Origin of the sequence: Pseudomonas fluorescens group sp., from assembly GCF_020093335.1 — a bacterium.
GTDB lineage: Bacteria > Pseudomonadota > Gammaproteobacteria > Pseudomonadales > Pseudomonadaceae > Aquipseudomonas > Aquipseudomonas petroselini.
In genome coordinates this window covers 636,641-662,368 of the sequence record NZ_JAIOKW010000001.1, presented here as the reverse complement: position 1 = coordinate 662,368, position 25,728 = coordinate 636,641, and the positions used below count along the sequence as shown (strand labels likewise).

The window sequence follows — 25,728 nt, the reverse complement described above, 5'->3', positions numbered from 1 at the left end:
TAAGAGACAGGGGATACTGGATTATCCGGGGAAGGCGGGTGGGCGGCCGGGCTCAAAAGAGTCGTCCGCATAGCCAGTAGCGACTGGGTGGGAGTGAAGGCGCAGGAATTGGGCCAGGTCAGGCGGGGATTTATCGCTAGCGGGCAGATTTGCGGTAAGTCAGCAGCACAATCCCGGTCACCACGATGACGCCGCCGAGCATCTGCCCGGCATTGAGCATTTGATCGAGCACGATCCAGCCCATCAACAACGTCGCCAGCGGCTCAATGTTCATGACCGGCGCATTGCGCGGCATGTCCAGGCGTGGGACCGACATGAACAGCACGATAAAACCGGTGCCATACAGCACCACCAACGTCGCGAGCGCCAGCCAGCCGGTACTGCTTGCCGGTGGGTTCAGGCCGCCCGGAAGGGCACCGCTGAGGCCCGCTAGGTTGACGCTGCTGAACACGATGAAGATCGTCAGCAGGCTGCGCACTGAACCGCGAACCTGGGACAACTTGTGATCGGTGATCCACAGCGCGCAGGCGAACACGAAGGCGGCGCAGAATGCCAGGCTGACGCCGAGCAGCCATTGCGGGCCGATCTCGGCACTGCTTGAGAGGCGGCCGGGTACGTCCAGGACAAACACCAGGCCGACCAGAATCAAGCCCATCAGCAAGGCGGTGCGCGCCGTCGGGCGTGGGCCGCCGAATGCCCAGGTGAGCAGGGCGAGCAAGATCGGGAACACATTGCCCACCAGCAACGCCAGCGCCACCGGCACGCGGGCGACGGCGGAGTAGAGGCACAGGCTTTGGGTGGCGATAAGCAGTCCCAGCAGCACTTGCCAGCGCCATGCCCCGGCCGGCAGGCGCAGGTTTTGGCGTTGCCACAGCACCAGCACGGCCAGCACCAGCAAGGTGCCGCCCGAACGCATCAGAATAGCCAGCAACACACCGGCGCCATCATCGAAGGCTACGCGCGCCGCAATGTGGTTGCCGGCGAAGGCACAGCCCATGCACAGCAGAATCAACACGGCGATGGGGCGGGAGAAGGGGGCGGGTGTGGTTTGCGTGGTGGCAGCGGCAGTCATGATGAGGCTCGAGCATTGGGCACCATCGTCGAGGATGGCGATTTATTTTTAGGTTGTCGTACAACTTGAGGGCGGGATTTGTAGCGCGTTTGAGGCGAAGGAGCAAGGGCATGCGTTTATATAACGGTTACCACTCTGAGTTTTTGCGGTTCGCCGAGCGTTTTCATTGAAGGGTGATTTTCGGCCCATGGCGAGCATTCACCCCGCTTTCGTCGGTGGTTGTCATATGTCTACGGGCCAGACCACCCGCCCTCGGCGTTTAATCAGTCCTATCCCCTCAGAACAAGCGACATGTCTGAATAGTGATCACACATGAAGTCGACGAATGCGCGAACCTTCGGCGCCGCAAGCCGCCTGGAGGTGTGTAAGACCCAAAGCGCCGGCTCTACACCCGACACCGTTCCCCACTGAACCAACTCACCGCGGGCAAGCTGATTCCAGGCGATGGACTGTGGGATGAGCGCCGCACCGCCACCGGCGACAGCGGCATCGCGGACCATCAACAGCGAAGAGAACTGCATGGTCGGCACCGGCTCCAAGACCAACTGCCCGCCGTCAAGACGCCAGTGGGTGGGCTGGAAAGTCGACGTCACGATCGCGGGCACGGATCGGATCGCGCCGGGCATCGGCTTGAGCAGTTCAGGCGCCGCCACCACGATCAGCCGGTCCTTGGCGAAGCACCGTCCGACCAGGCTGCTGTCCGGGCTTGGGTTGATTCGAATGGCGACATCAAATTGTTCCTCCACCAGGTCCACCCGTCGATCTTCCGACACCACCTCGATAAACACCTCCGGATAGGCCGCACAGAACTCGGCGCCGATACGCCCCATCGCCAGCTGCGAGAACAGAATCGGGGCCGCGACCCGTAGACGTCCGCGCGGTGTTGAAACGCCTTCGCGTGCGGCGGTCATGGCGTCGGTCACTTCACTCAGCGGGCCTTGAGTTCGAGACATCAGCGCCTCACCGGCTTCGGTGAGTTTCAGGCCACGTGCGCTGCGCTCGATCAGCCTCACGCCCAGTTGTTCTTCAAGGTCGCTGATTCGGCGCGACAAGGTGGCTTTGGAAATACCGCTCGCGCGGCTGGCCTTGCCCAGCCCCGAATGGGTGGCGACGAGGGTGAAATCAATCAGCGCGTTCAGGTTCATGGGTGTTCCATATGTGAAACGAGGTATCTGGATTTTGTGGTCTTCGTTTTGGAAGTGCAACGAATTACTGTCTCGTCATCGGGACACGCCATGAGGCATTTCCAATGAGCAGTCTCCAACGGTGTTGGCGCAGGACGACGTCGTCAGCTTCTCCGATATCCCGATGCACTCGCACGCAATCGCACCGTTTCACGGACGGGCAAGGTTGTTGCGGATTTCACTCGCTGATCCACTCTAAACCCACTGCAGGAGTTACAAACATGAGCATTCTGGTTATTGGCGCCACGGGCACCCTTGGTTCACTGATCACTCAAGGCCTGGCTGGCGCGGGCGCCGAGGTCAAAGCCCTTGTGCGCCAAGCGGGCAAGCGGGAGTTTCCGGCCGGCGTCACTGAAGTTGTCGCAGACCTCACTGACGTCGCGTCGATGCGCATTGCGCTTGCGTCGGTGCGTACCTTGTTCCTGCTCAATGCCGTGACGCCCGACGAGGTCACTCAAGCCCTGATCACGCTGAACCTGGCGCGTGAGGCGGGCATTGAACGTGTCGTTTATTTGTCGGTGATTCATGCCGACACATTCACCAACGTCCCGCACTTCACCGGCAAGCAGACGGTTGAGCGCATGATCGAGCGCTTTGACATGCCTGTAACGGTCTTGCGTCCGGCTTACTTCATGCAAAACGACCGCCTGGTGCAACAGGCTATTCAGGCCTACTCGGTATACCCGATGCCGATCGGCGCGGCGGGCGTGTCGATGATTGACGCGCGCGATATCGCTGATGTCGCGGTCGCAGAGCTGTTGCGGCGCGACACAGCGCCCTCGGCGCTGGCTCGTGTAACGCTGGAGTTGGTTGGGCCGCAGGCGCTCACCGGTGCCTCCGTGGCGAAGACCTGGAGTGCGGCGCTAGGCCGCGAGATCGCCTACGGCGGGGATGACTTGGCCGCATTCGAAGCACAGCTGGCTTCGTACGGCCCCAGCTGGCTGGCGTATGACATGCGCCTGATGATGGCGGGTATCCAGACCTTTGGCATGCACCCCGTTGAAGGCACTGTCGAAATGCTTGAGGCCCTCATTGGGCACCCGTTGCGCACCTACGAAGACTTCGTGCGCGAGGTCGTTGCCCAGGGTTGAGCCGCGCTAAAAATCATGGATGAAACCGTCGCCCCAGCGCATCCAACCGCACCGCAATCGGCGGCAACCGCTCACTGCTTCTGGCCAGGGTTTCGACATCGTCGGCGGTGTTTTGCGCAATGCTTTGCACCGACTGCAGCCTGCCGACAATCTCCAGGTTTGCCGAGGTTTGCTCGCGTGTGGTGGTCACGATCCGGCCATTCAGGTCGTCGATGTGCGCGATGTCATTGCCCACCGCGCGCAACATTTCGACCGCTACCTGGCTGTCTTCCACGCACCGCTCCACGCCTTGGCGGCTGTCGTGCATGGCTTCGACGGCTTGGCGGCTGCCGTGCTGCAAACCCTCGATGATGGTTTTGATTTCCTGGGTGGACACCGCTGTGCGTTGCGCCAGGCTGCGGACTTCGTCGGCGACCACCGCAAAACCACGGCCTTGCTCGCCGGCACGGGCGGCCTCGATGGCAGCGTTGAGGGCGAGCAGGTTGGTTTGGTTGGCGATGCTGCTGATGACTTCGAGCACAGTGCCGATCTGCTCGGCCTGCACGGCCAGGCCTTGTACCGTCTCATGCGTGCCGTTGAGGCGTGAGGCCAACTGGGTGATTTCCTGCTGGGCACGGCCCACGCTTTCCTGGCCGCGCAGGATCTGTTGGCTGACCTTGCCGGCGTGATCCACCGCTTGCTCCACGTGCACGGCGATGTGGCCCATGGCGTCTTCCATGCGCTGCATCGAACCGGTCATCTGGGTGATTTCCGCCAATTGGTGCCGTGCGCCTTTTTCCAGGGTGCCGCTGGCGCTGGCCAGTTCCTGGCCGAGTTGGCCGAGGCCATGGGAGTCACGGGCGACGCCGTCGATCAGGCCGGTAAGCTGCTGCAGGAAGTGGTCGAAACGCTTGGCGAGGGAGACGTGCACCTTGCCCGCGTCACCTTCGGCGGTTTCGACCGTCAGCTGGGAAGTAACCGCCAGCATTTTTTCCAGCATCTCCTGGCTCTCGACCGCTTCAGCCTGGCTGTGCACGGCCAGGTAGAGAAGGGCGACGGTTTCCATCACGACATAGAACGCATGGACAAACACCATGGCCCAACCGCCGTGATGATCCATCACAAATACCGGGAAGCCTTGATGTTGCAGCGCATGGAACACCACGTGGTGCACGGCGATCGTGGCCGCTGCGACCAGGATCGGCAGCCAGTCGCGATAAAACGTCAGCACGGCCAACAGTGCGAAGATCCCGAAGTGCGCTTCGATCACGCCCTGCGCCTGGTTGATGTGCAGCGCCGCCATGACCATCAAGCCCGCGCCGAGGACGCAACGCATCACACGTGTGCCACCGATGGCGCGGTAGAGCGCGGTCAGCACCACGCTGGTGCCGCCGCCGACGATGGCCGCTTGAATCAAAGTGTCATGCCAGAACGCCAGGCCCAGTGAGAACAGGAACATCAGCCAGATCAGCGCCAGCATGATGCGGTCGGCCTTGCGGTAGTGCTCGAAAAAACGCGTGCGGATGGGCATTCACACTTACTCCATGTGGTCTGGCCGAAACAAAACGAGGGGCAGGGTGGCGCGAATTGGGTGTGCTTGGTTTTTATTGGATTGAGCGATGCCAAACGGTTATCGGCAACAGGAGGAGGGACTTGAGGAGGGAGTTGAGGAGCGGCTACCCGTGTGGGTAGCCGTTTATCGGGTTGTGATCAGAAGCTGTATTTGGCGGTCAGCATCATGTTGCGCGGGTTGCCGTATGCGTCACCGCCATAGCTCACGGAGTTGGCGATGGTCGAGTAGTAACGGCGATCAAAGATATTGTTGGCATTGACCTGCAGGTCGAGGTGGTCGTTGACTCTGTAGCCGGCCATCAGGTCGGTGACGGCGTAGGCGCCTTGCTTGAGACGGTAGCTGCCGCCATTGGCCAACTCGAGGTCGTTGTACATCCGGCTTTGCCAAGAGAGGTTACCGCCTACGCGGAGTTTTTCCAGGGGACCCTGGAAGCGATAGCTGGTGGTCAGTTTGAACAGGTGCTCGGGGGTGTCGGTGTCGAACTGCTTGTTGACGTTCTGGGGGTTCGCTTCGTCCTTGATGGTGTGTGTACGAGCGTAGGTGTAGCCACCGCCGACCTGCCAATTCTCGGTGAGCGCGCCTTGCAGTTCGAAGTCGATACCCTGGCTGCGGATCTCGCCCGAGGCGTTACTGCAGGAGGCTTGTGGGCAGTTTGCAACGACTACCTCCACGGCACGGTTTTCCTGGTCGACGCGGAACAGCGCGACACTCGCATTCAGCGCGCCACCGAGGTATTCGCCCTTGATGCCAACCTCATAGTTCTTGCCGACGATCGGCTTGACCGGGGTACCGGACGTGTCCTTTGCACTCTGCGGCGTGAAGATGTCGCTGTAGCTGACATACACCGAGTGGTGGTCGTCCAGCTCGTAGATCAGGCCTGCGTAGCGGGTGAGGTTGCGGGTGACCTTATAGTCGCCATCGTTGCTGCCATGGGCGTCGTAGTCATACCAATCCAGACGTCCGCCGAGGATCAGCTTCAACGGGTCGGCCAGGCTCAGGCGTGTGGTCAGGTAGACCCCGTCCTGGGTGGTGACGTCGCGGTCGTTGGTGGTATGGACGAAGTCCGGTTTGCCGGCGGTGAGCGGCCAGTTGAGGTTGTACGGGCTGTAGTTGTGGGTGGTCATGTCGTAGATGCGCCGGCTGGCGCCCACCACCAGTTCGTGAGTACGTCCAAACGCTTGGAAGGGGCCGCTGGCAAAGGCGTCGACGCCGGCCTGGTTTTCGTCGTAGGACGCTTGGTAGACCGTGCGAGCCAGGGTGTTGCTGACCCAGCGTGACTGGTAGGAACCCGAGAACAACGCGTTCTGCTCAGCGTAGTTGGCGTTAACCTGCAGGCTCCAGTCGTTGGCCAGGCGTTGACGCAGTTCGGCGAATACCGTGTTGATTTCCTGGTCCTTGTTTTCCCAAGGGGTGCCGGGGTTGTAGGACCGCGAATAGTTCAGGTGATGGCCATCCTGGCCGACCATCGACGCGCCCCAGAAGTAATTGGTTTTGTCTTTCTGGTTGGAGAAACCGAGGGTCAGGGTGGTGTCCTCGCTCAGGTCAGCTTCGGTGACGGCATAGAACAGGCCGTGATATTCCTCGGCGTTGTCGATGAAACTGTTGGCGTCCCGGTAAGAGGTGACGACGCGGCCGCGCCATGTGCCGCTGTCATTAAGCGGGCTGGAGGCGTCGAGCTCGCCACGGTAGTCGTCCCAGCTGCCGGCGGCGCCGGTCAGGGTGACTTTCTGCTCGTCCAGCGGGCGCTTGCGGACCAGGTTGATGGCGGCGGAAGGGTTACCCGCGCCGGTCACCAGGCCGGTGGCGCCGCGTACCACTTCGACGCGATCGAACATCGCCAGGTTCGGCTGGGCGCCCACCGAAACGCCGTTATAGCCGGTCGGGATGCCGTCGTACATCAGGTTGTCGATGTCAAAACCGCGTGCAGTGTAGGACTGCCGGCCAGGGCCGTTGGAGAAGTTCAGGAACAACCCCGGCGTGGCCTTGACCACGTCGTTGATGCTGGTCATCGCCTGGTCGTCCATACGCTGGCGCGTAATCACGGTGACGGCCTGCGGGGTTTCACGCATGGTTAATGGCAGTTTGGTCGCGGTTTTCATTGCGCCGGTGGTGTAGGACTGCGTGCCTTCGGTGGTTTGGCCCAGTTGCTCTTCGCCGGAGATTTGCGTAGCACCCAGTTCAAGGGTGGTGGTCGGCGCTTCGGTCTCGGCCGCGAAGGCCGCGTGTGAAGCAGCAAGACAGACTGCCAACGCCATCAAACTGGGTGAAAAACCTTTGCCGCCGTGTTGTTGCACAGACATGGAACTGACTCTCCCCGAATGCCGTCCCTGGCGAATAATAAAGATGTTGATAATTATTCGCATCAGTTTGTCAGATTGAGTCTGTAGGAAAAAGCCTTAGGGGAGAATTAGTTAACGAATTTTTCACATCTGGGTGGTGGCATTTAGCCACACCGCACCCCCTGTATGACCCTCATTCACGCTTTGAAATGGCCACGCGACTCGTCGCCTTGACCTCCCTCAGCGCCAGGCTCGACTGAATTGACGCAATCCCTAACTGGCGCCGCAACACGCTCTCGACAAACTCGCTGTAGCTGTCCAGATCCTCCGCCAGCACCTGCAACAGGTAATCGGCATCGCCGGTGATCTTATGGCACGACAACACCTGCGGCAGCTCCCTCATCACCGCCTCGAAGGCGTCGGGCGCATGGTCGGTATGGATCGCGAAACGCACATGCACGAAAGCCAGGATATCCAGCCCGAGCATCTTGCGATCCAGGTTGGCCTGGTAGTCCTTGATCACGCCTTCTTCTTCCAGGCGTTTGCGGCGGCGCCAGCAGGGTGTGAGGCTCAGGGATAGCCGCTCACTCAATTGCGCGTTGGAAATACTGGCGTCTGCTTGCAGCAGGGCCAGGATGGCGAGATCGGTGTCATCAAGAACGACCTGTTTGGTTTTATTTTTCATATAGGGCAATCACAAGGGTAAAAACACCCGATAAAACTACCAGTGGCAGAAGTAAAAGCAAAGAAAGCCCGGCGTCGCCAGAACAAAATAGACCCTGTCTTTTACTGGCGGATGCCCACACATGTTGACTGTATTTAGTGAAGACCACCGTTTGCACCATGGCACCGAACTGAAGGACGGCGTGCTCAAGCCCTCGTTCGAGCAACCAAGCCGTGCCGACACCGTGCGTGACCGCGTCAGGCAGGTTGGCCTGGGCGATATCATCACGCCACGCCGCTTTGACCGGGGCTGTTACGTCGCCGCCCACAGCGAACGCTACGTCACGTTCCTTGAAACCGCCTGGGATGAATGGACCGCCATCGGCCGCAGTCATGACGCATTGCCCCTGGTGTGGCCAGTACGCGACCTGGCCAACGAACGGGTGCCGGACTTCATTGACGGCAAGCTGGGGTTCTTCGCCATGGACGCCGGTTCCCCGATCACCAGCACCACCTGGGAGGCGGTCAAGACCAGCGCGGACATCGCCCTGACCGGCCTGGCGCTGCTCGATGAGGGCCACTACAGCGCCTTCGCCCTGTGTCGCCCACCGGGCCATCACGCGGCCCGCGAATACATGGGCGGTTACTGCTACCTCAACAACGCCGCCATTGCCGCGCAGCACGCCATAACCCAAGGCGCCAAGCGCGTGGCCGTGTTGGATGTGGATTTTCACCATGGCAACGGCACGCAGAATATTTTCTACGACCGTCCAGACGTAATGTTCATCTCCCTGCACGGCGAACCGGCGGTGTCCTACCCGTATTTTTCCGGTGCCCGTGATGAGCGCGGCGCAGGTGCGGGGGAGGGCTTCAACCTGAATTACCCGTTGCCGAAAAACACCACCTGGGCCCACTACCAAACCGCCCTGATCGACGCTTGCCAGCAACTGCGCCGTTTTGCGCCCGAAGTGCTGGTGATCTCCCTTGGCGTCGACACCTTCAAGGACGACCCTATCAGCCATTTCCTTCTCGACAGCCAGGACTTCCTCGGCATGGGCGAAATCATCGCCAGCGTCGGCGTGCCCACGCTGTTCGTGATGGAAGGCGGCTACATGGTCGATGAGATCGGCATCAATGCCGTCAACGTGCTGCACGGTTTCGAAAGCAAATCCCAATAACAACACCCTGTCGTCTTTTCTTCTGCCAAAACTCAAAAACATAACAAGAGGTTTTGTGATGAAAACATCCACGTCCGGGCTTTATGAAAAGCCTGCGTTGCAACGCACCCTGAACAACCGCCATATCCAGTTGATGGCCATGGGCGGTGCGATCGGCACCGGCCTGTTCATGGGCTCCGGCAAGATCATCGCGCTGTCCGGCACCTCGATCATCCTGATCTACATGATCATCGGGCTCTTCGTGTATTTCGTGATGCGCGCCATGGGCGAGCTGCTGCTCTCCAACCTCAACTTCAAGAGCTTCGCCGACTTTGCCGGCGCGTACCTGGGGCCGCGTGCGGCGTTCTTTCTCGGCTGGTCGTACTGGCTGAGCTGGAGCGTGGCCGTGGTGGGGGATGCGGTGGTCGTGGGCGGGTTCTTCCAGTACTGGTTTCCCCATGTGCCGGCCTGGATGCCCGCCGTGGGCATGCTGCTCACGCTGTTCGCCTTGAACGTACTGACGGTCAAGCTGTTTGGCGAAGTGGAGTTCTGGTTCGCGATCATCAAGATCATCGCCGTGGTGACCTTGATCGGCGTCAGTGTGGTGCTGATTGCCAGCTCGTTTGTCTCGCCCACCGGCGTTACCGCGTCGCTGACCCATTTGCTGGATAAACAGGCGGCGTTTCCCAATGGCCTGTTCGGCTTTTTTGCCGGGTTCCAGATGGCGATCTTTTCCTTCGCCGGCACCGAGCTGATCGGCACCGCCGCCGCCGAAACCCGTGCACCGGAGCGCACCTTACCGAAGGCGATCAACTCGATCCCGTTGCGTATCATCCTGTTCTACGTGCTGGCCCTGGCGTGCATCATCGCGGTGACTTCATGGCAGCAGGTCTCGCCAAGCAAGAGTCCGTTTGTGGAGTTGTTCCTGGTGGCAGGCTTCCCCGCCGCCGCGGGCATCGTCAATTTCGTGGTACTGACCTCGGCGGCATCCTCGGCCAACAGCGGGGTGTTTTCCGCCAGCCGCATGTTGTTCGGGTTGGCCGACCTGGGCGACGCACCGGGGATCTTCCGGCGCCTGTCGAGCAGCAGCGTGCCGTTTATCAGCCTGGCATTTACCACCTTGCTGATGCTCTTGGGGCTGGTGTTGCTGTTTGTGGTGCCGGAGGTGATGACCGCTTTCACCATCGTGTCGACGGTGTCGGCGATCCTGGTGATCTTTACCTGGTCGACCATCCTCGCGTCCTACATCGCCTACCGCAAAAAACGCCCGGACCTGCACGCCAAATCCCTCTACAAGATGCCCGGTGGTGTGCCGATGGCCTGGTTTTCCCTGGCGTTTCTGCTGTTTGTACTCGGCCTGCTGGCGTTGCGGCCGGACACACGCCTGGCGCTGTATGTGATGCCGGCCTGGTTCATCTGGCTGGGAATTGCCTACCAGCTCTCGCGCTATCGGGGCGCCCATTGGATGAACGCAGCCGACTCCGTCACAGGTGACCCGCGCCAATGATCGCCTTGGCAAGCACCTCGGGCCTTTGCGCGTGGGCCCATACACTCCAGCGTGGGGCTGGGCGCTACTGCCAGGACTGAACGGTGTAGACGAGTGGGGGAGCCTACGTAAGCACGATCTCATAAGGCTCGCGCATTCTTTCCAGCAACACCTGGGCCAGCATCGGTGGCAGGCCGATCTCCGGGTCACCGGCCAATTGGCTGGCGTAGGCATGGGCGGCATGGAGTTTGCGCGCCACGCTCCAGGTGTCCAGGCGCACCTTGCGCGCGCGTTGCCAGGGGATGATTGCCCCTTCGCGGGCAGGCCAGTGCCAGGCCCAGATGGGCAGTTCGTACAGCTGCGCGCCGACCAGGCTGCAGGCCTTGGCGCTGGCACGGCCGACGGCGTCGTGGTCCTCATTGCCGTCATTGCGCCAGGTGCTGAACACCACATCACCCGGTTGCAGGTAGCGCGCAATGAAAGGGCTCAGCTGCGGTTCGCGGGCGGCGAGGGCGTTATCGCAAAAGCCGCCGCGTATCCACTTCAGGCTGTGCAGCGGCATGCCCAGGCGGCGCAGGGCCTCGGCACTTTCCTGGGGGCGGATCACGCTGAGGCGGCTGGCTGGCCACACGTTGGAACCTGGATGACTGGCGCTGCCGTCGGTGATGGAGATCAGTTGCAGCGGATGTTCCCGCATGCTGAGTAACTGCAGCAGGCCGCCGCAGGCCAATACTTCGTCGCCGGGATGAGGGGCGATAATCACCACGCGTGCGCCGCGCGGCACCAAAGCGGAAGGGGTAATGGGCGGGATTTGCGCCAGCTGTGGGGCGCTGTTCCAGATTTGAGCAGGGCCGCTACGGCCGTCGCTTAAGGAAGCAAGCTTCATGGGTGTCACATCCTTGTCGGTTGATGCTGGGTCGTGCCCCGTTGACGGGACGACGCTCTTTTATTCACCGCAGACTCCGCCGCGGTGATGGCATGGCACTCCACTCCAGGAATGCCAGCAAGGCGTCCTCAGCATAGACAAGGATTGCCGGGTTTCACATTTTGTAACGTCGTTTTTTTAAGTGGCGTGCATCAGGGTCTTCAAATAGTCGCCGAAACCGCCTTGTGCACGGGCGTCCAGGCGCGCACTGGTGATCACTTGCGGGGTGTGGCTCCACGCGATAGAGGCGCCGCACAACTCAAGGTTGCGCACCAATTGGACATCCTCATGGCACGGCAGGGGGTCGAAACCACCGGCGCGAATATAAGCGCCGGCGCTTACCCCCAGGTTGGCACCGTGGATGTGCCGGTGACCGTCCCGCGCCTCATAGCCTTGGTGATAGCGAATCTGCGCCGCCGGGTCGAAATCTTCACTCCAGGCATCCACCGTCACGGTGCCGCACACCGCGTCCACTCCCAGTGCCAGTTGGGCCACCAGCCAATCGGGCGCCACCCGGCTGTCGGCATCGGTGCAGGAGATCCAGCGCGCACCTTGATTGAGCAGATGACGTGCGCCCACACCCCGCACATGGCCCACATTGCGCGCCTGGGCTTCCAGGCACTGCACCGGGTAGGCCTGTGCAATCGCGGCACTGCCATCGCTGCAACTGTCGAGCACGACCAGGATAGTCACCGCTTCGCCCAACAGGCCAGGGTGGGCGGCGGCGATCAGTGCCGCTTTCAGGCAGTCGCCCAGCAACGCCTCTTCGTTATGTACCGGGATCAGAATGCCGATCATCGCAGGCCCTCAAGGGTAGCGACCGAGGTGCCATCGCAGCTCCACAGGTCGAGCAGAAAGTCATGTTCGTGATAGCTGGCCACCTGCGGCATCGCCAATCGTTGCTGCAGCAAGGCATGCACCTCTTCGGCGGTTTGCGGGCAGCCTGCGATAGGTGGACGCCAATGGCAGGCCAGTAACTGGCCGTCGGCGGTCAACGACGCGCGGGCGCGATCGATCAACCGGCAGAGGTCTTCGGCATCCAGGTAGTAGCACAACTCGCTCAGCACGATCAGCTCGAACCGGCCGGTGGGCCACTGCTCGGGCAAACGGCTCTGCTGCACCTCGGCATGGGGGAAGCCGAGCAAGCGACTGCGCGCAAGGGCCACGGCCGCCGAGGCAGTGTCGCAACACAACAGGCGATCACAGCGGGCGGCCAGCTCGAAACTCAGTTCGCCATTGGCGCAACCCGGTTCAAACACCGAGGCATAGCGAGGCCGCGTGAGCATGGCCAAGGTCATCGCGCGTTTGCGTCGTTCGTACCAGCGCTGGCGAAAGGCCCAGGGGTCGTCGTTTTCGGCGAACAGTTGGTCGAAGTAAGGCGTAGCCACACTCATACGAATACCACTTCAAAGGGTTGCAACAGGCGCTCCACCACATAGGGCGCGAGCACGGGCGCCAGGCCGATCTGCGGGTCGCCTTCCAGTTGGCTGGCGAACGCATGGATGGCGTGGCGCTTACGGGCCACGGCTTCGCAGGTCAGCGGGATCTTGCGCGCGCGGTGCCAGGGCACCAGGCTGTTTTCCGGGGTTGCCCAGTGCCAGGTCCACACCGGCAACTCATACAGGGTGGCGCCTACCGCCTGGGCAGCCTTGGCGCTGGCACGGCCGACGGCCTCATGGTCGCAATGGCCGTCTTCGCGCCAGGTGGTGAACACCACATCGGTGGGCTTGAGGTAGCGCTGGATAAAAGCGGCGAGTTCCGCTTCGCGAGCGGCCACCTGGCTGTCGGCAAACCCTGCGCGCAGCCATTTCAGGCTGTGCAGTGGCAAGCCGAGGCGATGCAGGGCCTGGGCAGACTCTTGAGGGCGCACCACGCTCAGGCGTTCCACCGACCAGCGCTGCGAACCGGGGTGACTGGCGCTGCCATCGGTCACCGAAATCAGCTGGATCGGCCGGCCCAGCGCCGCCAAACCCTGCATCAAACCGCCGCACCCCAGCACTTCATCATCCGGATGGGGCGCGATGATCACGGCACGATGCCCTTCGGGAACCAATTGTTCGACGCTGATGTGGGGCAGCTCGGCCATTTTCGCTGAGGCCTGCCAGTGATGCAGCGGCGTGCCCTGGCCCACAATCGGGTTGGGTTTCATAACTGCCACCTCCCTGTGGAGTCGCCTGCGACCAATGCTCCGAGGCCCGCCAAGTCGCGCTCGGCATGGCTCTGGCGCATGTACACCGGCAGGTCCGCCATCAATTGGGCAAAATGCGGGTCCTTGCAGAAAGGCCCCGCGCCGACCGCGCGGCCGACGTGGTGTGTCACTTGCTCAACAGTGTCTTCGATGCAGGCACGGGCCTGCTGGGCCAGTTCCCTGGCGTCGGCCTTGGGTGCGCGGTCGATCTGTTCGGCGCTGGCGCGCAGTACGCACGCAGCGCTGTTCAATACGCTGTCGACGGCGCCGAGGTGCGCGAGGGCGTGCGGCTCGGGACGCTTGCTGCAGTGTTCGCGCAAGACTTCCGCCAGCCGTTGCGCCGCGCCATACCAACAGGCGGCGATACCGATGCCGCCTTGCCAGAAACCGGGGCGGGCGAGGTAATCACCCGGTCCACCGATGGCCAGCCCCCAGGCCCCGTCAAACACAATCTCCACACTGCCGGTGGCGGCCATGCCCACCGCGTTCCAGCCCTCGTCAGTGACGGTGATGCCGGGTTGATCCATGTGTATCGCCACCAACTGCTGCCGATCTTCTTCATCCCAGGCGGTCATCAACCCATGGCTCACCACCGCCGCGCCGGAGCACCAGGCTTTACGCCCTTGCACCCTGAGGCGATGACCCTCTTGCAGGACACGCACCTTGGCCGTTGGCGGCTCGGCCGCCCACATGCCCCATGTGCTGCCCAAGGGCGGCAAGGGGCTGTTGAGCTCGGCAATAATCGCCAAGGCATCGGTGTGGCCTTCGAACAGCTTGCACAGGCGCAGGTCATGGCCTGCCACCTGCGCCAAGCGGCTGAACCGCGCCAGTGTCTGGCCGCTGCCCGGCAAGGGCAGTTGGTCCAGGCCTTCCTCCTGAAGCGCCTTCAGGGCAGCGCCCAGGGCTTGCGTGTCCGCGTAGCCCCGGTAGCCCTGAAGGAATCCATGCAAAGCCATCTCACACCTCGTCGTCACGCTGCAGTTCGAACAGCAGCAGCGAGCGGCCGGTCACCGCGTACTCGTGATCAAAATCAAAGCGTTCCTGGCCGCGCACGGCCGGCTCGTTGGTGTCGAGCATGCAGGTCCAGAATTCACCTTGGGGCACCGACGGCAGGCGGAAATTGACCATGTCGTGGTGCGCGTTGACCACCAGCAACAAGGTGGCATCGGCGCCAGGGCGGCGAATGCCGGTCTCTTGGGCGCGGCCATCCATCAGCATGCCCAGGCAGCGACCGTTACTGTCTTGCCACTGTTCGGTGGTCATCTCGTTGCCATCCGGCGCCAGCCAGGTGACGTCCTTCACGCCGATGTCTTCGTTGTAGTCGCCCACCAGGAAGCGCCCGCGACGCAGGATCGGGTAGGCCAGGCGCAGCTTGATCAGGCGCTTGACGAACTTGAGCAGCGCCTTGCCGTCTTCGTCCAAGTCCCAGTTTATCCAACCGATCTCGCTGTCCTGGCAGTAGGCGTTGTTATTGCCGTGCTGAGTACGCGCAAATTCGTCACCGGCCACCAGCATCGGCGTGCCTTGGGACAGCAGCAGCGTGGCGAAGAAGTTACGCATCTGACGCAGGCGCAGCGCGTTGATTTCCGGGTCGTCTGTCGGGCCTTCGACACCGTGGTTCCACGACAGGTTGTTGTTGCTACCGTCCTGGTTGTTCTCGTCGTTGGCTTCGTTGTGCTTGTCGTTGTACGACACGAGGTCGTGCAGGGTGAACCCGTCATGGGCGGTGATGAAGTTCACCGAGCTGTAAGGGCGGCGCCCACGGTGGTTGAACATCTCGCCGGAAGCGGTCATGCGGGCGGCAAAGTCGGCCAACTGGCTGTCGTCGCCTTTCCAGAATGCACGCACGGTGTCGCGGAAACGGTCGTTCCATTCCACCCAGCCCGGCGGGAAGTTGCCCACTTGGTATCCGCCGGGGCCACAGTCCCAGGGCTCGGCGATCATCTTCAACTGACGCAGTACCGGGTCCTGGCGGCAGGCCACGAGGAAACTGTGGCGCTCGTCAAACCCATCGCGGTAGCGGCCAAGGATGGTCGCCAGGTCGAAGCGGAAACCGTCGACGTGCATCTCGGTCGCCCAGTAACGCAGCGAGTCGGTGACCATTTGCAATACGCACGGGTGGCTCAGGTCCAGGGTGTTACCGGTACCGGAATCATTGATGTAGAAACGCTTGTCATCCGGCATCAGGCGGTAGTACGAAGCGTTGTCGATACCGCGCATCGACAGGGTCGGACCGCGCTCGTTGCCCTCGGCGGTGTGGTTGTAGACCACGTCCAGGATCACTTCGAGCTTGGCTTCGTGCAGGTGCGCGACCATCTCCTTGAACTCAGCAATCTTGCCGCTGGCCAGGTAGCGTGGGTCGGGGGCAAAAAACGCGATGCTGTTGTAACCCCAGTAGTTGGTCATGCCTTTTTCCAGCAGGTGCTGGTCGTTGACAAAGGCGTGCACCGGCAGCAGTTCTACCGACGAAATACCCAGCTGGCGGATGTGCTTGAGCACGTCATCTTCCATCAGCCCGGCGCAGGTGCCGCGCACGGACTCGCCGACGGAAGGGTGACGCATACTGATGCCGCGCAGGTGGGTTTCGTAGATGATCGTACGGTCCCACGGCACCCGTACCGGCTGATCGTTGCCCCAGGTGTGGGCCGGGTCGATCACCTTGCACTTAGGCACGAAGGGCGCGCTGTCGCGTTCGTCGAAGCTCAGGTCGTCATCCGGGTGGCCGATGGTGTAGCCGAACAGCGCCTCGGACCATTTGAGTTCGCCCACCAGCTGTTTGGCATAGGGGTCGATCAGCAATTTGTTGTGGTTGAAACGGTGGCCGTTGGCCGGGTCATACGCACCGTACACGCGGTAGCCGTAAATCAGCCCAGGGTGGGCGTCGGGCAGATAGCCGTGGAAGGTTTCGTCGGTGTATTCCGGTAGTTCGATGCGTTCCAGCTCGACTTCGCCGGAATCATCGAACAGGCACAACTCCACTTTGGTGGCGTTGGCTGAAAACAGCGCAAAGTTGACGCCCAGGCCATCCCAGGTCGCGCCAAGCGGGAAGGGCAAACCTTCACGGATCCGCGACGGCTCGTTGTCCGGCGTCGGTGGGGTTTTGTCGGGTTTGCTCATGGTGTTGCTCCTGCAAAGGTCTTTTTTCAGGCCGAGTGCGGCCGTGCTGACGAAATTTCAGCTGACAATATGAAAAATGAAATCACCCCTTGCCGACGGCACCGGCAAGAGGCTCGGGTTCAAGGCTTAGGCTTTTTCGGCGCCGCGGGTTTCTTCGCCGCCGGTGGTGCTGGTTTACTGGCGGCCGGTGCGGCCGGCTTGGCTTTTGGCGGGGGCTTGGGTGCGCTTGCCTTGGGCTTGGCTGTGGGCTTGGGCTTGCTCGGCGTCAGCGCTTCGGCTTCCGCCAGTTTGCGCGCCATCTCCCAGTGTCGCGCGTCCTCGCCGTGAGGTTTGCCCTCAGACTCCCAGATCTGATGTGCCAGTTCGCGTATGCGTTTGTCTTCAGTACTCATCACAATGCTCCTCGCAGAAAATTTCAGCTTTCTTGATCATCAGGATTGATAAAGACATTGACCGGGAAATCCCCCAGGGCAGTGCTGATCAACAGCTCCTTGTCTGGTGTGACTGCGCCTGTATGAAAAAGTCCCTTCCAGTTTTGAGTTGTCGCGGCGAACGGTAATTTCACCCGTGTATCGCCCCAAACCCGCGCATTGACCTGAGGGTGCACACCGTTTTCAAGCAGCGCGTGCGACCAGCGTGGCACCACCACCAGCACGTATTTGCCCTGATACTCGCGGGCGAAAGCGACCACCCGTTCGGCGTGCGTGCCGACCACTTCCAGCGGTGTATATGCGCCGCTGCGGAACAGTTCGGGATGGGCTTTACGCAAGCCCAGCACCTGAGCAATCAACGCCTGTTTGATGCGCCCGTCGCGCCAGTTGAACAACAGTTCACCGAGGTCCGGCGGAGTATCCAGCGCCTGTTGCCGTGCGTTGAAATCCACCGGGCGGCGGTTGTCCGGGTCCACGAGGCTGAAGTCCCAGAACTCATCGCCCTGGTACAGGTCCGGCACACCCGGTACGGTGATGCGAAGCAAGGATTGCGCCAGGCCATTGAGCGCACCGGCCGGGGCGATCACCTGGGCGGCGTTGCCAATGGCGGTGCGCAGTTCGCGCCCCTCATCAGTGAGCAGCAGCCGCGAGAGGAAGGCTTCGACGCCTTGCTCATACGCTTCGTTGGGCGCGCTCCAGCTGCTTTGCAACTTGGCTTCGCGCAGGGCTTTTTGCTGCCATTGCCACAGGCGTTGCTGGTAACCCTCGAAGTCGGCGTCCTGGTCCAGCGGCCAACTGCCCAGCAGTGCCTGATAGAGGATCAATTCATCGCCGGCCGACGGCGTATTCGCGTCAACCCGCAGCGGCGCGGCGAGGCTGCGCCAATGCTCGACCTGTTCGACGTACCACGGCGCGCACTCACTCAGCACGGCCAGGCGCGCGCGGGTATCTTCGCCGCGCTTGTGGTCGTGGGTGGCGGTGGCCAGCAGGTTGTCGGGGAAGGTCTGCAAACGGTGCTGGTTGACCGCATGGAAGTCGGCCAAGGGCGCACTGAACTGTTCGGTGCTGAAGCCCACGTCGTTGCGCGACAGCAGCACCGCCGAACGATAGAACGCGGTGTCTTCCACCGCTTTAGCGGCGGCGGGCGAGGTCAGTTGCTGGAAGCGCACGCAGGCATGCTTGAGGATCTTGCGCTCACGGCCCACCGGGCGATTGCGCCAGGGCTGGCCGCCGAGCCAATTTTCCAGGTGCTCAAGTACCGGCCAGTCGCCTTCGCCCAAGGTCGTGCGCGCGCCGTCCATGGCCTGCTGGAACACCTTGTCGTCGGCGGCGCTACGGCCACGGGCGCTGATGTAGGTGCGGTACACCGGGAAGTGCACGATCAGTTCCTGCAAGGCCCGGCGGATGGCCCCGAGGGTCAGGTCGCGGGTCATCACGTCGTCGCGGGCCACTTGCAGCAGGGCCTGGGCCACGCTTTCAAAGTCACCGCCGAGGGAGCCATTGAGGATCTGCTGGCGTGCCAGCCGCGCTTCCTCGATAAACGCCGCAGGCCGTTCGCTATGGCGTGTCCACAGCTCGGCCAACGGTTCGAAGCCGTCCGGTTGATGTTGCAGCAGCGACAACTGGTTCATGAATTCGTAGCCGGTGGTGCCGTCCACTTGCCAGTCTTCACGCAGGGTTTCGCCCTCGCCGAGGATCTTCTCGACGAAGATCGGCAAGTGCCGTTCCGGCACCAGCGAATCCACGCGACGGCGCAGCTTGCGGCAATACCCGCGCGGGTCGGCCAGGCCGTCGATATGGTCGATGCGCAGGCCATCCACCAAGCCTTCGCTGATCAGTTCGAAGATCTTGCCATGGGTGGCTTCGAACACCGCGGTACGCTCCACGCGCAGGCCGCCGAGTTCGTTGACATCGAAGAAGCGCCGCCAGTTGATGTCATCCGCCGCCGTGCGCCAGCTGGCCAGGCGGTAGGCCTGTTGTTCCAGCAGTTGATGCAGGCGCTTGAAGCCTTCGGGCTGGCGCCCGTCGAAGGTGGTCAGCCGCTGCTCGATGGCTGGCAGCACCTCGGTGGCGCGTTCGGCCAGGGCCTGTTTGAGCCACGCCGCTTCGTGGTAAGCGTCTTCCTGATGGGCGAGGGCGGTGAAGCGCTCGGCCAGGGGCTTGAGCGGCGCCTCGGTGCCCAGGATCGCCGCGTAGTCTTTTGGACAGATCGGGAAGCGGTGTTCGTAATGCTCAACGTAGAACGCGCCGTGGGGGGCGTCGAACTGCAACGTCAGGGTGCCGGCCTGCAGGGCTTCGCCGTAGTCGCTGCCGAGGAACGGCATCAGCAATTGGCCCTTGAGCAGGGGGTCGGGCGAGTGCCATTGAATATCGAAGAACTCGCTGTAGGGGCTCAGTCGCCCCCATTCCAGCAGGTCCAGCCACCAAGGGTTGTCGGCGCCGCCCACGGCCATGTGGTTGGAAACGATATCGAGGATCAGGCCCATCTTGTGTTCACGCAGCGCCGCGACCAGGCGGCGCAGGGCCGGTTCTCCGCCCAGCTCCGGGTTGACGCTGGTGGGGTCGACCACATCGTAGCCGTGCATGGACCCTGCACGGGCGCTGAGCAGCGGCGAGGCATACAGGTGACTGATGCCCAACTGGGCGAAATACGGCACCAGGGGCACCGCATCATCGAGGGTAAAACCTTTATGGAATTGCAGGCGCTGGGTCGCGCGCAGGGGCAGTGCGTTCATCGGTCACGCTCATAGGCTTGGTTGCGCGCGACGGCCAACAGCTCGAGGCGGCGGGCGGCACCGGCATTGTCGAGCAGGCTGGACGCCTCGCCCGGCAGGCGGCGACGCCAATTGGGATGGGTGTCGGTGGTGCCGGGCAGGTTGGCTTGTTCCTCCACCCCGAGGGCGTCCTCCAACGGCAACAGCACCAGGGGCGCGCGGGTGTGGCCGAGGTAGCGCGCACTGGCGTCGATCATATGGTCGGTTTCATTGCGGATTTCTTCGACGAAGTTCTGCGGGTCCTGGCTCAAGGCCTGGCGCAGTGCCTGGCGTTCGCGCAGGCGGTGTTCACTCCATTGCTCCACCGTGGGCGCGTCGATCAGGCCGAGCTGGATGTTCCAGTCGATATCGCGGCTGTGCCACCAACCGTTCAGGGTCGGTAAATCATGGGTGCTGGTGGTGGCCAGGGCGTTGTCCGGCCAGTCGAGGATCGGCGTGAACCGGCCCTCGTGGTTTTGCTCGAACAGCAACACACGCATGCCCAGGATCGAGCGCGCGATGAGTTTTTCACGCAGGCCATCCGGCACCGTGCCCAAGTCTTCACCGAGCACAATGGCCTGGTGACGGTGGGACTCCAGCGCCAACAGCCGCAACAGGTCATCCACCGGGTAATACAGGTAGGCGCCTTCGCGCGGCGAGGCGTCCATGGGGATCACCCACAGGCGTTGCAGGCCCATCACATGGTCGATGCGCAAGCCGCCGGCGTGGGCGAAGTTGGCGCGCAGCATTTCGATAAAGGCGCGAAAGCCATTGCGCTTGAGACCTTCGGGCGAGAAGGCGGAAATCCCCCAGCCCTGGCCGGCACGGTTGAGAATGTCGGGCGGCGCACCGACGGTCAGGTCTGCCAGCAATTCATCCTGGCGGCTCCAGGCCTGGCTGCCACCGCCGTCGGCGCCCACCGCGAGGTCGGCGATCAAGCCGACGCCCATGCCGCTGCCGCGCGCAGCTTGTTGCGCGCGCTCAAGGCAACGGGCGATCAGCCATTGGCTGAACGCGAAGTAGCCGATCTCGTCGCGATTGTCTTCGGCGAACTGCGCCAATGCCGGGCTCTGCGGGCTGCGCCAGTCTTCGGGCCATTGGCGCCAGTCGAGTGCTTCACCCGCCGCTGCGCGAGCCGCTTGCACGGCTTCGAAGCGGCAATGGTTTTCCAGCGCCTCGCCACCGGCCTGGCGGAAACTGAGGAAGTCTGCGTGTTGTGGGTGGTGGCCGTGACGGAAGTCTTTATAGAGTGCACGCAACAGGCGTTGCTTGGCCTTGGCAGCGGCGGGCCAGTCGATCAGGGTGTGTTGCTCCAACGCGTGCAGTTCATCTGCCAGGCCGAGGGACTCGATCGCGTTGCGCACTTCGCGTTCACCCAGGATGCAGCCCGGGGAGGCGTACAAACTGTTGAGGAACAACCGGCTCGATGGCGAATACGGGCTGTAGCGCCCGGTGTCGGCGCTGAACATCGCATGCATCGGGCTGATGGCCAGGGCATCGGCGCCGCGCTCGGCCGCCGAGCGGGCCAAGTGCTCCAAGGCCAGGGTGTCGCCAAAACCGCCGTCGCCCAGGCGGCGCAGGCCATACAGTTGCGCGCTGAGGCCCCAGGCGCGGGCCGGTTGGGTATCGACCGCTTCGGCGACGCTGTAGCAATGCGTGGGGGCGACGGCCAGGGTGAAGACCTGATCGGCGATATGCACTTGGTGATAACCCAGGGCAATGACGCCTGGCAGGACGGCATTGCCATCGAGCCGCAGTTCCAGGGTGTCGCCGTCTTCCAGGCTGACCCGGCACAGGGTGTCCGGTTCGAAGTAGCGCGCCAGGTCGAGGCCGTCACCACTGTCGATGGTCAGTAAGGGCGGCAGGTGTTTGTCTTGTTGTACCCGCTCCAGTTCAAGCAGGCTGGCGTCGATCTCTGCGTCACTGTCGGCCGGGTGGCCCAGGCCTTTGAGAACGGCGCGCAGGGCGTCGGGTGTTACACGTTGCGGGCGGCCGTTTGCGTCGATCCAATCGACGGCCAGGCCCGCTCGGCTGGCGAGGATTTCCAGGTTCGCTTCACTCAAGGGTGCTCTCCAACAGGGGATAGGGTGACGCGTGCGCTGTACGGCGGCAGGGTTGCGCCGGCGTTGTCAGGCGTTTGAAAAAGGACCGGCTCCGTGGCGGGGTGATCCAACGGCACGGCGCTCAAGTTGAGGTCGATCCGCAACACACTGCCGTTACCCAGGCGCCAACGGGCGCTGACGGCGTGATCGGCCAGGACCTGAGCGCCCAGCGCGACACTGCCGGGCAGGTGCGGCACGAGATGCCGGTGGCGCAGGCTCAGCAGTTGGCGATAGAGCTGGGTGTGTTCGTTCTCGTCGAAGCTGGGCGTGGTTTGCAAAAAGGTCGGCAGGGCATTGGGATCGGGAATGCGTTCGCGCCGCTCCGGGTCCTGGAACGCGGCGAAATCCTTGAATTCATTGCGTCGACCTTCACGCACCGCCTCGGCCAGCTCGCCATGGTGATCGGTGAAAAACAGGAAAGGCTCGCTGGCGTTGGCCTCATCACCCATGAACATCAGCGGGATCATCGGCGACAGCAGCAGCAGCGCGGTCGCCGCCTTCAAGGCCTGCGGCGAGCAGAGCTGATGCAGGCGCTCGCCCAGGGCACGGTTGCCGATCTGGTCATGGTTTTGCAGGAACGCCACGAACGCGCTCGGTGGCAGGTGCCCACTGGGTTCGCCACGCACATGGCCATGCCGGGTTGTATGGCCTTGGTAGATAAAGCCTTCGCCCAGGCAGCGGGCCAATTTAGCGGTCGGGTCTTGGGCGAAGTCGCTGTAATACGCATCGGTTTCGCCGGTCAACAGCACGTGCAACACATTATGGAAATCATCATTCCACTGCGCGTTGAAATCGTGCTGCAGGAGCCCGGCCTGGTTGAGCTCGTTTTCGAGCATCAGCCAGACATGGCGGCCCGTGTCCACCTGCTCGCGCACGCGGTGGGCCAGCTCCTTGAGAAACTCCGGGTTATCGATGGCGTGTACCGCGTCCAGGCGCAGGCCGTCGAAGCGGTATTCGAGCAACCACATCAATGCGTTATCGAGGAAGAAGTCCCGCACTTCACGCCGGTTGAAATCGATGCCGGCGCCCCATGGCGTGTGCACGTCTTCCTGGAAGAACCCCTTGGCGTACTGGCCCAGGTAATTGCCGTCGGGCCCGAAGTGGTTGTAGACCACGTCGAGAATCACCGCAAGGCCATGTTCGTGGGCGCTGTCGATCAGGTGCTTGAGCTGTTCAGGGGTGCCGTAGGAGGCTTGGGGTGCATAGGGCAGGACACCGTCGTAGCCCCAGTTGCGATCGCCGGGGAATTGCGCCAACGGCATCAATTCAATCGCGGTAACGCCCAATTCGGCCAGGCGTGGCAGGTGTTTCTCAATGCCGGCATAACCCCCCATGGCACCGACGTGCAGTTCATAGATGACTGCCTCGTGCCAGGGGCGGCCTTGCCAATTGCTGTGACGCCATTGATAGGCGAGGGAGTCGACCACTACGCTCCAACCGTGCACATCCGAGGCCTGGGCCCTGGAGGCGGGATCGGGTACGTCCATCTCCCCATCGATATTGAAGCGGTAGCGCGTGCCCGCCGGGCACGCTATTTCGGTTTCAAACCAGCCTTCTGCCTGGGGCAGCATGGCGACGGACTTGCCGTTTTCCAATTCAACGCTGACATAAAACGCGTCTGGCGCCCACAAGGCGAAACGCGTGTGTTGCGCGTCCAGCATGATTGCGCCGTGGGGCCAGGTTTCCAGAGTCCGTAACGGCATCTATAAAAACCTCCCTTTGATTATTTAGCGGATTTCCCCAGTGCTTTAGCCACCAGTTGCTCATACAGTTCGGCGTAGGGTTCCACGGCCTGGCTCCAGTTGAACGGTTGGGTCATCGCCCGGCAGCGCATGGCGTTGAGCAAGCCAGGGAAGGCAAACACCTTGAACGCGCGGCTCAAGGCTTCTTTGTAGCTGTCGACCGTGGATTCATTGAACAGGAAGCCGGTGACACCGTTTTCAATGGTGTCAGCCAAGCCACCGGTGTTACGTGCGACGGGCAGCGAACCGAAGCGCTGGGCGTACATCTGGCTCAAGCCGCAGGGCTCGTAACGCGACGGCATCAGCAGGAAATCGCTGCCGGCGAACATGCGCCGGGCGTCGGTCTCGTTGAAGCCGATGCGCACGCCGATCTGGCCTGGGAAGCGCAGCGCCAGTTCACGCATGGCGTTTTCTTCTTCAGGCTCACCCCGGCCGATAATCGCGATCTGGCCGCCTTGTTCGACGATAAAGCTGGCAACGGCTTCGGTAAGGTCCAGGCCTTTCTGGAAGACCAGGCGCGAGACCACGGCGAACAGCGGACCCGTCGAGTCGTGGAGGCCGAACAGGTTGCGCACCTGCGCGGCGTTCACCGCCTTGCCTTCCCAATCGCCAATATTGAAGTTGTGCGTCAGGTGGGGGTCGGTGGAGGTTTCCCAGCTGTCTTCGATGCCGTTGGGAATGCCGCTGAGCAAGCCTTGCTGGGTCTTGCTGGCCAAAAAGCCATCCAGGCCGCAGCCGAATTCAGGCGTAGTGATTTCCTGGGCGTAGGTGGCGCTCACGGTGGTGATATGGCTGGAATACGCCATGCCGGCCTTGAGGAACGACATCTTGCCGTAGAACTCCATGCCTTCCTGTTGCAAGGCGTGGGGTGGAATGCCCAGTTCCGGCGTGGAGGCCAGGCTGACGACGCCCTGATACGCCAGGTTATGGATGGTGAACAGGGTCGGGGTGCGTGACCCACGCCAGTGCATATAGGCCGGTGCCAGGCCAGCGGGCCAGTCGTGGGCGTGCACCAGGTCCGGGCACCAGTGGATCTGCGCCAGGTTGGCGGCCATGTCAGCGGCGGCCAGGCCCAGGCGGGCGAAACGGATATGGTTGTCCGGCCAGTCGCGGCCGTTGTTGGCGCCGTAGGGTGTACCTTCACGCTCGTAGAGCTCGGGGCAGATCAGTACATAGATGACCAGGCCGTCCTTGAGGTCCATCCGCCCGATCTTGCACGGCGGCAGCGCAGCGTGGCCGCCCAGCTCACCGATGATATGGATCGGGTTGTCGCTCTCCATTACCTGCGGATAGCCAGGGATCAGCACCCGCACATCGTGCAGGTGGGCCATGGCGCGGGGCAGGGCAGCGGACACATCGCCCAGGCCGCCGGTTTTCACCAGATCGGCGAATTCGGAGGTGACAAACAGGACTTTCTTGCGATTGGGATTGTGACTCGGGACCGGCCGCACCGTGTTGAGGTCAACCAAAGAGGTCGACCCGCCAACTGGCTGACTAACACGCTCTCCCTGAATACTTGCAGCGGCACTGATCATAGTTCTCTCCACGTGTTGGTCGGCTAATGGCCCGCTGCCACTAGCTCCGATGACCGCATCCTGCGGCCAGGCGCAAGCGCATAACGCCCTTTGAATAGTTGGGGCAAGGCGTATGCCAGTTGCACGGTTAGCTCAAAAAGAATGGATAGACGGCATCTGGTATGAACCGCATGTGCGCGCCTTACCCTAAACCTGACCTATGGCAGAGTTGTAAAGTTTCGATTTTTTCGCGGGGCTTTTGTTTTGAAACGGACCCATCGGTCATCAGTCTAGGACATATCCTAGAGCCTGTAGGGTTTTCGAGAAGATTTTGTAGGACAAAATACTTTTAACGTTATGCCCTTGTAGTGGGCAAGGTGTTGTAGTGAGCGGGCTTGTCCCCCGTCGGAGTGCGAAGCGCTCCTCATAAGGCGTACTCGGTGCAATGAGTGCCACCGAGGTGTTTGGTTTT

Annotated in this window: 19 protein-coding genes; 3 read left to right on the top strand and 16 right to left on the bottom strand. The window is 62.2% G+C overall.

The annotated features are described in order from the left end of the window. Positions 1-136: 136 nt before the first annotated feature. A complete protein-coding gene (locus tag K7431_RS02935) occupies positions 137-1,072 on the bottom strand; it encodes an EamA family transporter (RefSeq protein ID WP_012724539.1) in 936 nt (311 codons plus the stop codon). A 269-nt stretch (positions 1,073-1,341) separates the two neighbouring features. Continuing rightward, positions 1,342-2,217 carry a LysR family transcriptional regulator gene (locus tag K7431_RS02930; protein WP_012724538.1) on the bottom strand — a complete coding sequence of 292 codons (876 nt, stop codon included), beginning with the start codon at positions 2,215-2,217 and terminating at the stop codon, positions 1,342-1,344. 260 nt (positions 2,218-2,477) lie between these two features. On the opposite strand from K7431_RS02930, the gene K7431_RS02925 reads away from it, so the two are divergent. Next, positions 2,478-3,347 carry an NmrA family NAD(P)-binding protein gene (locus K7431_RS02925; RefSeq protein ID WP_012724537.1) on the top strand — a complete coding sequence of 290 codons (870 nt, stop codon included), beginning with the start codon at positions 2,478-2,480 and terminating at the stop codon, positions 3,345-3,347. A 13-nt stretch (positions 3,348-3,360) separates the two neighbouring features. Here K7431_RS02925 and K7431_RS30940 read toward each other — a convergent pair whose 3' ends face one another. From K7431_RS30940 to K7431_RS02910, 3 genes are all read right to left on the bottom strand, one after another. Further along, entirely contained in the window at positions 3,361-4,857 is a 1,497-nt protein-coding gene (locus tag K7431_RS30940; RefSeq protein ID WP_012724536.1) for a methyl-accepting chemotaxis protein, read from the bottom strand. A gap of 179 nt (positions 4,858-5,036) precedes the next feature. Continuing rightward, entirely contained in the window at positions 5,037-7,199 is a 2,163-nt protein-coding gene (locus K7431_RS02915) for a TonB-dependent siderophore receptor (protein ID WP_012724535.1), read from the bottom strand. Positions 7,200-7,371: 172 nt separating this feature from the next. Further along, a complete protein-coding gene (locus tag K7431_RS02910) occupies positions 7,372-7,863 on the bottom strand; it encodes an Lrp/AsnC family transcriptional regulator (RefSeq protein WP_012724534.1) in 492 nt (163 codons plus the stop codon). A 121-nt stretch (positions 7,864-7,984) separates the two neighbouring features. Between K7431_RS02910 and K7431_RS02905 the strand changes: the two genes are divergently transcribed. Continuing rightward, the gene (locus K7431_RS02905) at positions 7,985-9,019 is read left to right on the top strand and encodes a histone deacetylase family protein (protein ID WP_012724533.1); all 1,035 of its coding nucleotides are present in this window, start codon (positions 7,985-7,987) and stop codon (positions 9,017-9,019) included. Positions 9,020-9,077: 58 nt separating this feature from the next. Then, positions 9,078-10,505: an amino acid permease gene (locus K7431_RS02900; RefSeq protein ID WP_043205422.1), complete on the top strand. Its 1,428-nt coding sequence runs from the start codon at positions 9,078-9,080 to the stop codon at positions 10,503-10,505. Positions 10,506-10,608: 103 nt separating this feature from the next. On the opposite strand, the gene K7431_RS02895 is transcribed toward K7431_RS02900, so the two are convergent. From K7431_RS02895 to glgA, 11 genes are all read right to left on the bottom strand, one after another. Beyond that, on the bottom strand, positions 10,609-11,370 hold the full coding sequence (locus K7431_RS02895; RefSeq protein WP_043205421.1) for a PIG-L deacetylase family protein: 762 nt from the start codon (positions 11,368-11,370) through the stop codon (positions 10,609-10,611). Positions 11,371-11,547: 177 nt separating this feature from the next. Then, positions 11,548-12,207 (bottom strand): glycosyltransferase, encoded by a 660-nt coding sequence (locus K7431_RS02890; RefSeq protein WP_012724530.1) that lies wholly within the window; start codon positions 12,205-12,207, stop codon positions 11,548-11,550. After that, complete coding sequence (locus K7431_RS02885) at positions 12,204-12,803, bottom strand: SAM-dependent methyltransferase (protein WP_012724529.1); 600 nt, start codon at positions 12,801-12,803, stop codon at positions 12,204-12,206. The genes K7431_RS02890 and K7431_RS02885 overlap by 4 nt, the downstream gene beginning before the upstream one ends. Next, a complete protein-coding gene (locus tag K7431_RS02880) occupies positions 12,800-13,558 on the bottom strand; it encodes a PIG-L deacetylase family protein (RefSeq protein ID WP_012724528.1) in 759 nt (252 codons plus the stop codon). Before K7431_RS02880 ends, K7431_RS02885 begins: the two co-directional genes overlap by 4 nt. Further along, entirely contained in the window at positions 13,555-14,553 is a 999-nt protein-coding gene (locus tag K7431_RS02875; protein WP_043205420.1) for an acyl-CoA dehydrogenase family protein, read from the bottom strand. The genes K7431_RS02880 and K7431_RS02875 overlap by 4 nt, the downstream gene beginning before the upstream one ends. A 1-nt stretch (position 14,554) precedes the next feature. After that, positions 14,555-16,714 carry a glycogen debranching protein GlgX gene (glgX, locus tag K7431_RS02870; protein ID WP_012724526.1) on the bottom strand — a complete coding sequence of 720 codons (2,160 nt, stop codon included), beginning with the start codon at positions 16,712-16,714 and terminating at the stop codon, positions 14,555-14,557. Between the two features lie 119 nt (positions 16,715-16,833). After that, positions 16,834-17,106, bottom strand: a complete 273-nt coding sequence (locus K7431_RS02865) for a DUF2934 domain-containing protein (RefSeq protein ID WP_043205419.1) — start codon at positions 17,104-17,106, stop codon at positions 16,834-16,836. A gap of 23 nt (positions 17,107-17,129) precedes the next feature. Next, positions 17,130-19,880 (bottom strand): malto-oligosyltrehalose synthase, encoded by a 2,751-nt coding sequence (locus K7431_RS02860; protein ID WP_012724525.1) that lies wholly within the window; start codon positions 19,878-19,880, stop codon positions 17,130-17,132. Then, positions 19,877-21,961 carry a 4-alpha-glucanotransferase gene (gene malQ / locus K7431_RS02855; RefSeq protein WP_012724524.1) on the bottom strand — a complete coding sequence of 695 codons (2,085 nt, stop codon included), beginning with the start codon at positions 21,959-21,961 and terminating at the stop codon, positions 19,877-19,879. The genes K7431_RS02860 and malQ overlap by 4 nt, the downstream gene beginning before the upstream one ends. Next, positions 21,958-23,703 (bottom strand): malto-oligosyltrehalose trehalohydrolase, encoded by a 1,746-nt coding sequence (gene treZ / locus K7431_RS02850; protein WP_012724523.1) that lies wholly within the window; start codon positions 23,701-23,703, stop codon positions 21,958-21,960. Before treZ ends, malQ begins: the two co-directional genes overlap by 4 nt. A gap of 20 nt (positions 23,704-23,723) precedes the next feature. Further along, the gene (glgA, locus tag K7431_RS02845) at positions 23,724-25,277 is read right to left on the bottom strand and encodes a glycogen synthase GlgA (protein ID WP_080567197.1); all 1,554 of its coding nucleotides are present in this window, start codon (positions 25,275-25,277) and stop codon (positions 23,724-23,726) included. Positions 25,278-25,728: the final 451 nt, after the last annotated feature.

Bases quoted from the DNA above. Each gene is read 5' to 3' on its own strand.
- K7431_RS02910 (WP_012724534.1), bottom strand. From the start codon at position 7,863: ATGAAAAATAAAACCAAACAGGTCGTTCTTGATGACACCGATCTCGCC.
- K7431_RS02900 (WP_043205422.1), top strand. From the start codon at position 9,078: ATGAAAACATCCACGTCCGGGCTTTATGAAAAGCCTGCGTTGCAACGC.
- K7431_RS02925 (WP_012724537.1), top strand. From the start codon at position 2,478: ATGAGCATTCTGGTTATTGGCGCCACGGGCACCCTTGGTTCACTGATC.
- K7431_RS30940 (WP_012724536.1), bottom strand. From the start codon at position 4,857: ATGCCCATCCGCACGCGTTTTTTCGAGCACTACCGCAAGGCCGACCGC.
- K7431_RS02885 (WP_012724529.1), bottom strand. From the start codon at position 12,803: ATGAGTGTGGCTACGCCTTACTTCGACCAACTGTTCGCCGAAAACGAC.
- K7431_RS02915 (WP_012724535.1), bottom strand. From the start codon at position 7,199: ATGTCTGTGCAACAACACGGCGGCAAAGGTTTTTCACCCAGTTTGATG.
- K7431_RS02875 (WP_043205420.1), bottom strand. From the start codon at position 14,553: ATGGCTTTGCATGGATTCCTTCAGGGCTACCGGGGCTACGCGGACACG.
- K7431_RS02880 (WP_012724528.1), bottom strand. From the start codon at position 13,558: ATGAAACCCAACCCGATTGTGGGCCAGGGCACGCCGCTGCATCACTGG.
- K7431_RS02890 (WP_012724530.1), bottom strand. From the start codon at position 12,207: ATGATCGGCATTCTGATCCCGGTACATAACGAAGAGGCGTTGCTGGGC.
- glgA (WP_080567197.1), bottom strand. From the start codon at position 25,277: ATGATCAGTGCCGCTGCAAGTATTCAGGGAGAGCGTGTTAGTCAGCCA.
- K7431_RS02895 (WP_043205421.1), bottom strand. From the start codon at position 11,370: ATGAAGCTTGCTTCCTTAAGCGACGGCCGTAGCGGCCCTGCTCAAATC.
- treZ (WP_012724523.1), bottom strand. From the start codon at position 23,703: ATGCCGTTACGGACTCTGGAAACCTGGCCCCACGGCGCAATCATGCTG.
- K7431_RS02905 (WP_012724533.1), top strand. From the start codon at position 7,985: ATGTTGACTGTATTTAGTGAAGACCACCGTTTGCACCATGGCACCGAA.
- K7431_RS02860 (WP_012724525.1), bottom strand. From the start codon at position 19,880: ATGAACGCACTGCCCCTGCGCGCGACCCAGCGCCTGCAATTCCATAAA.
- K7431_RS02930 (WP_012724538.1), bottom strand. From the start codon at position 2,217: ATGAACCTGAACGCGCTGATTGATTTCACCCTCGTCGCCACCCATTCG.
- glgX (WP_012724526.1), bottom strand. From the start codon at position 16,714: ATGAGCAAACCCGACAAAACCCCACCGACGCCGGACAACGAGCCGTCG.
- K7431_RS02935 (WP_012724539.1), bottom strand. From the start codon at position 1,072: ATGACTGCCGCTGCCACCACGCAAACCACACCCGCCCCCTTCTCCCGC.
- K7431_RS02865 (WP_043205419.1), bottom strand. From the start codon at position 17,106: ATGAGTACTGAAGACAAACGCATACGCGAACTGGCACATCAGATCTGG.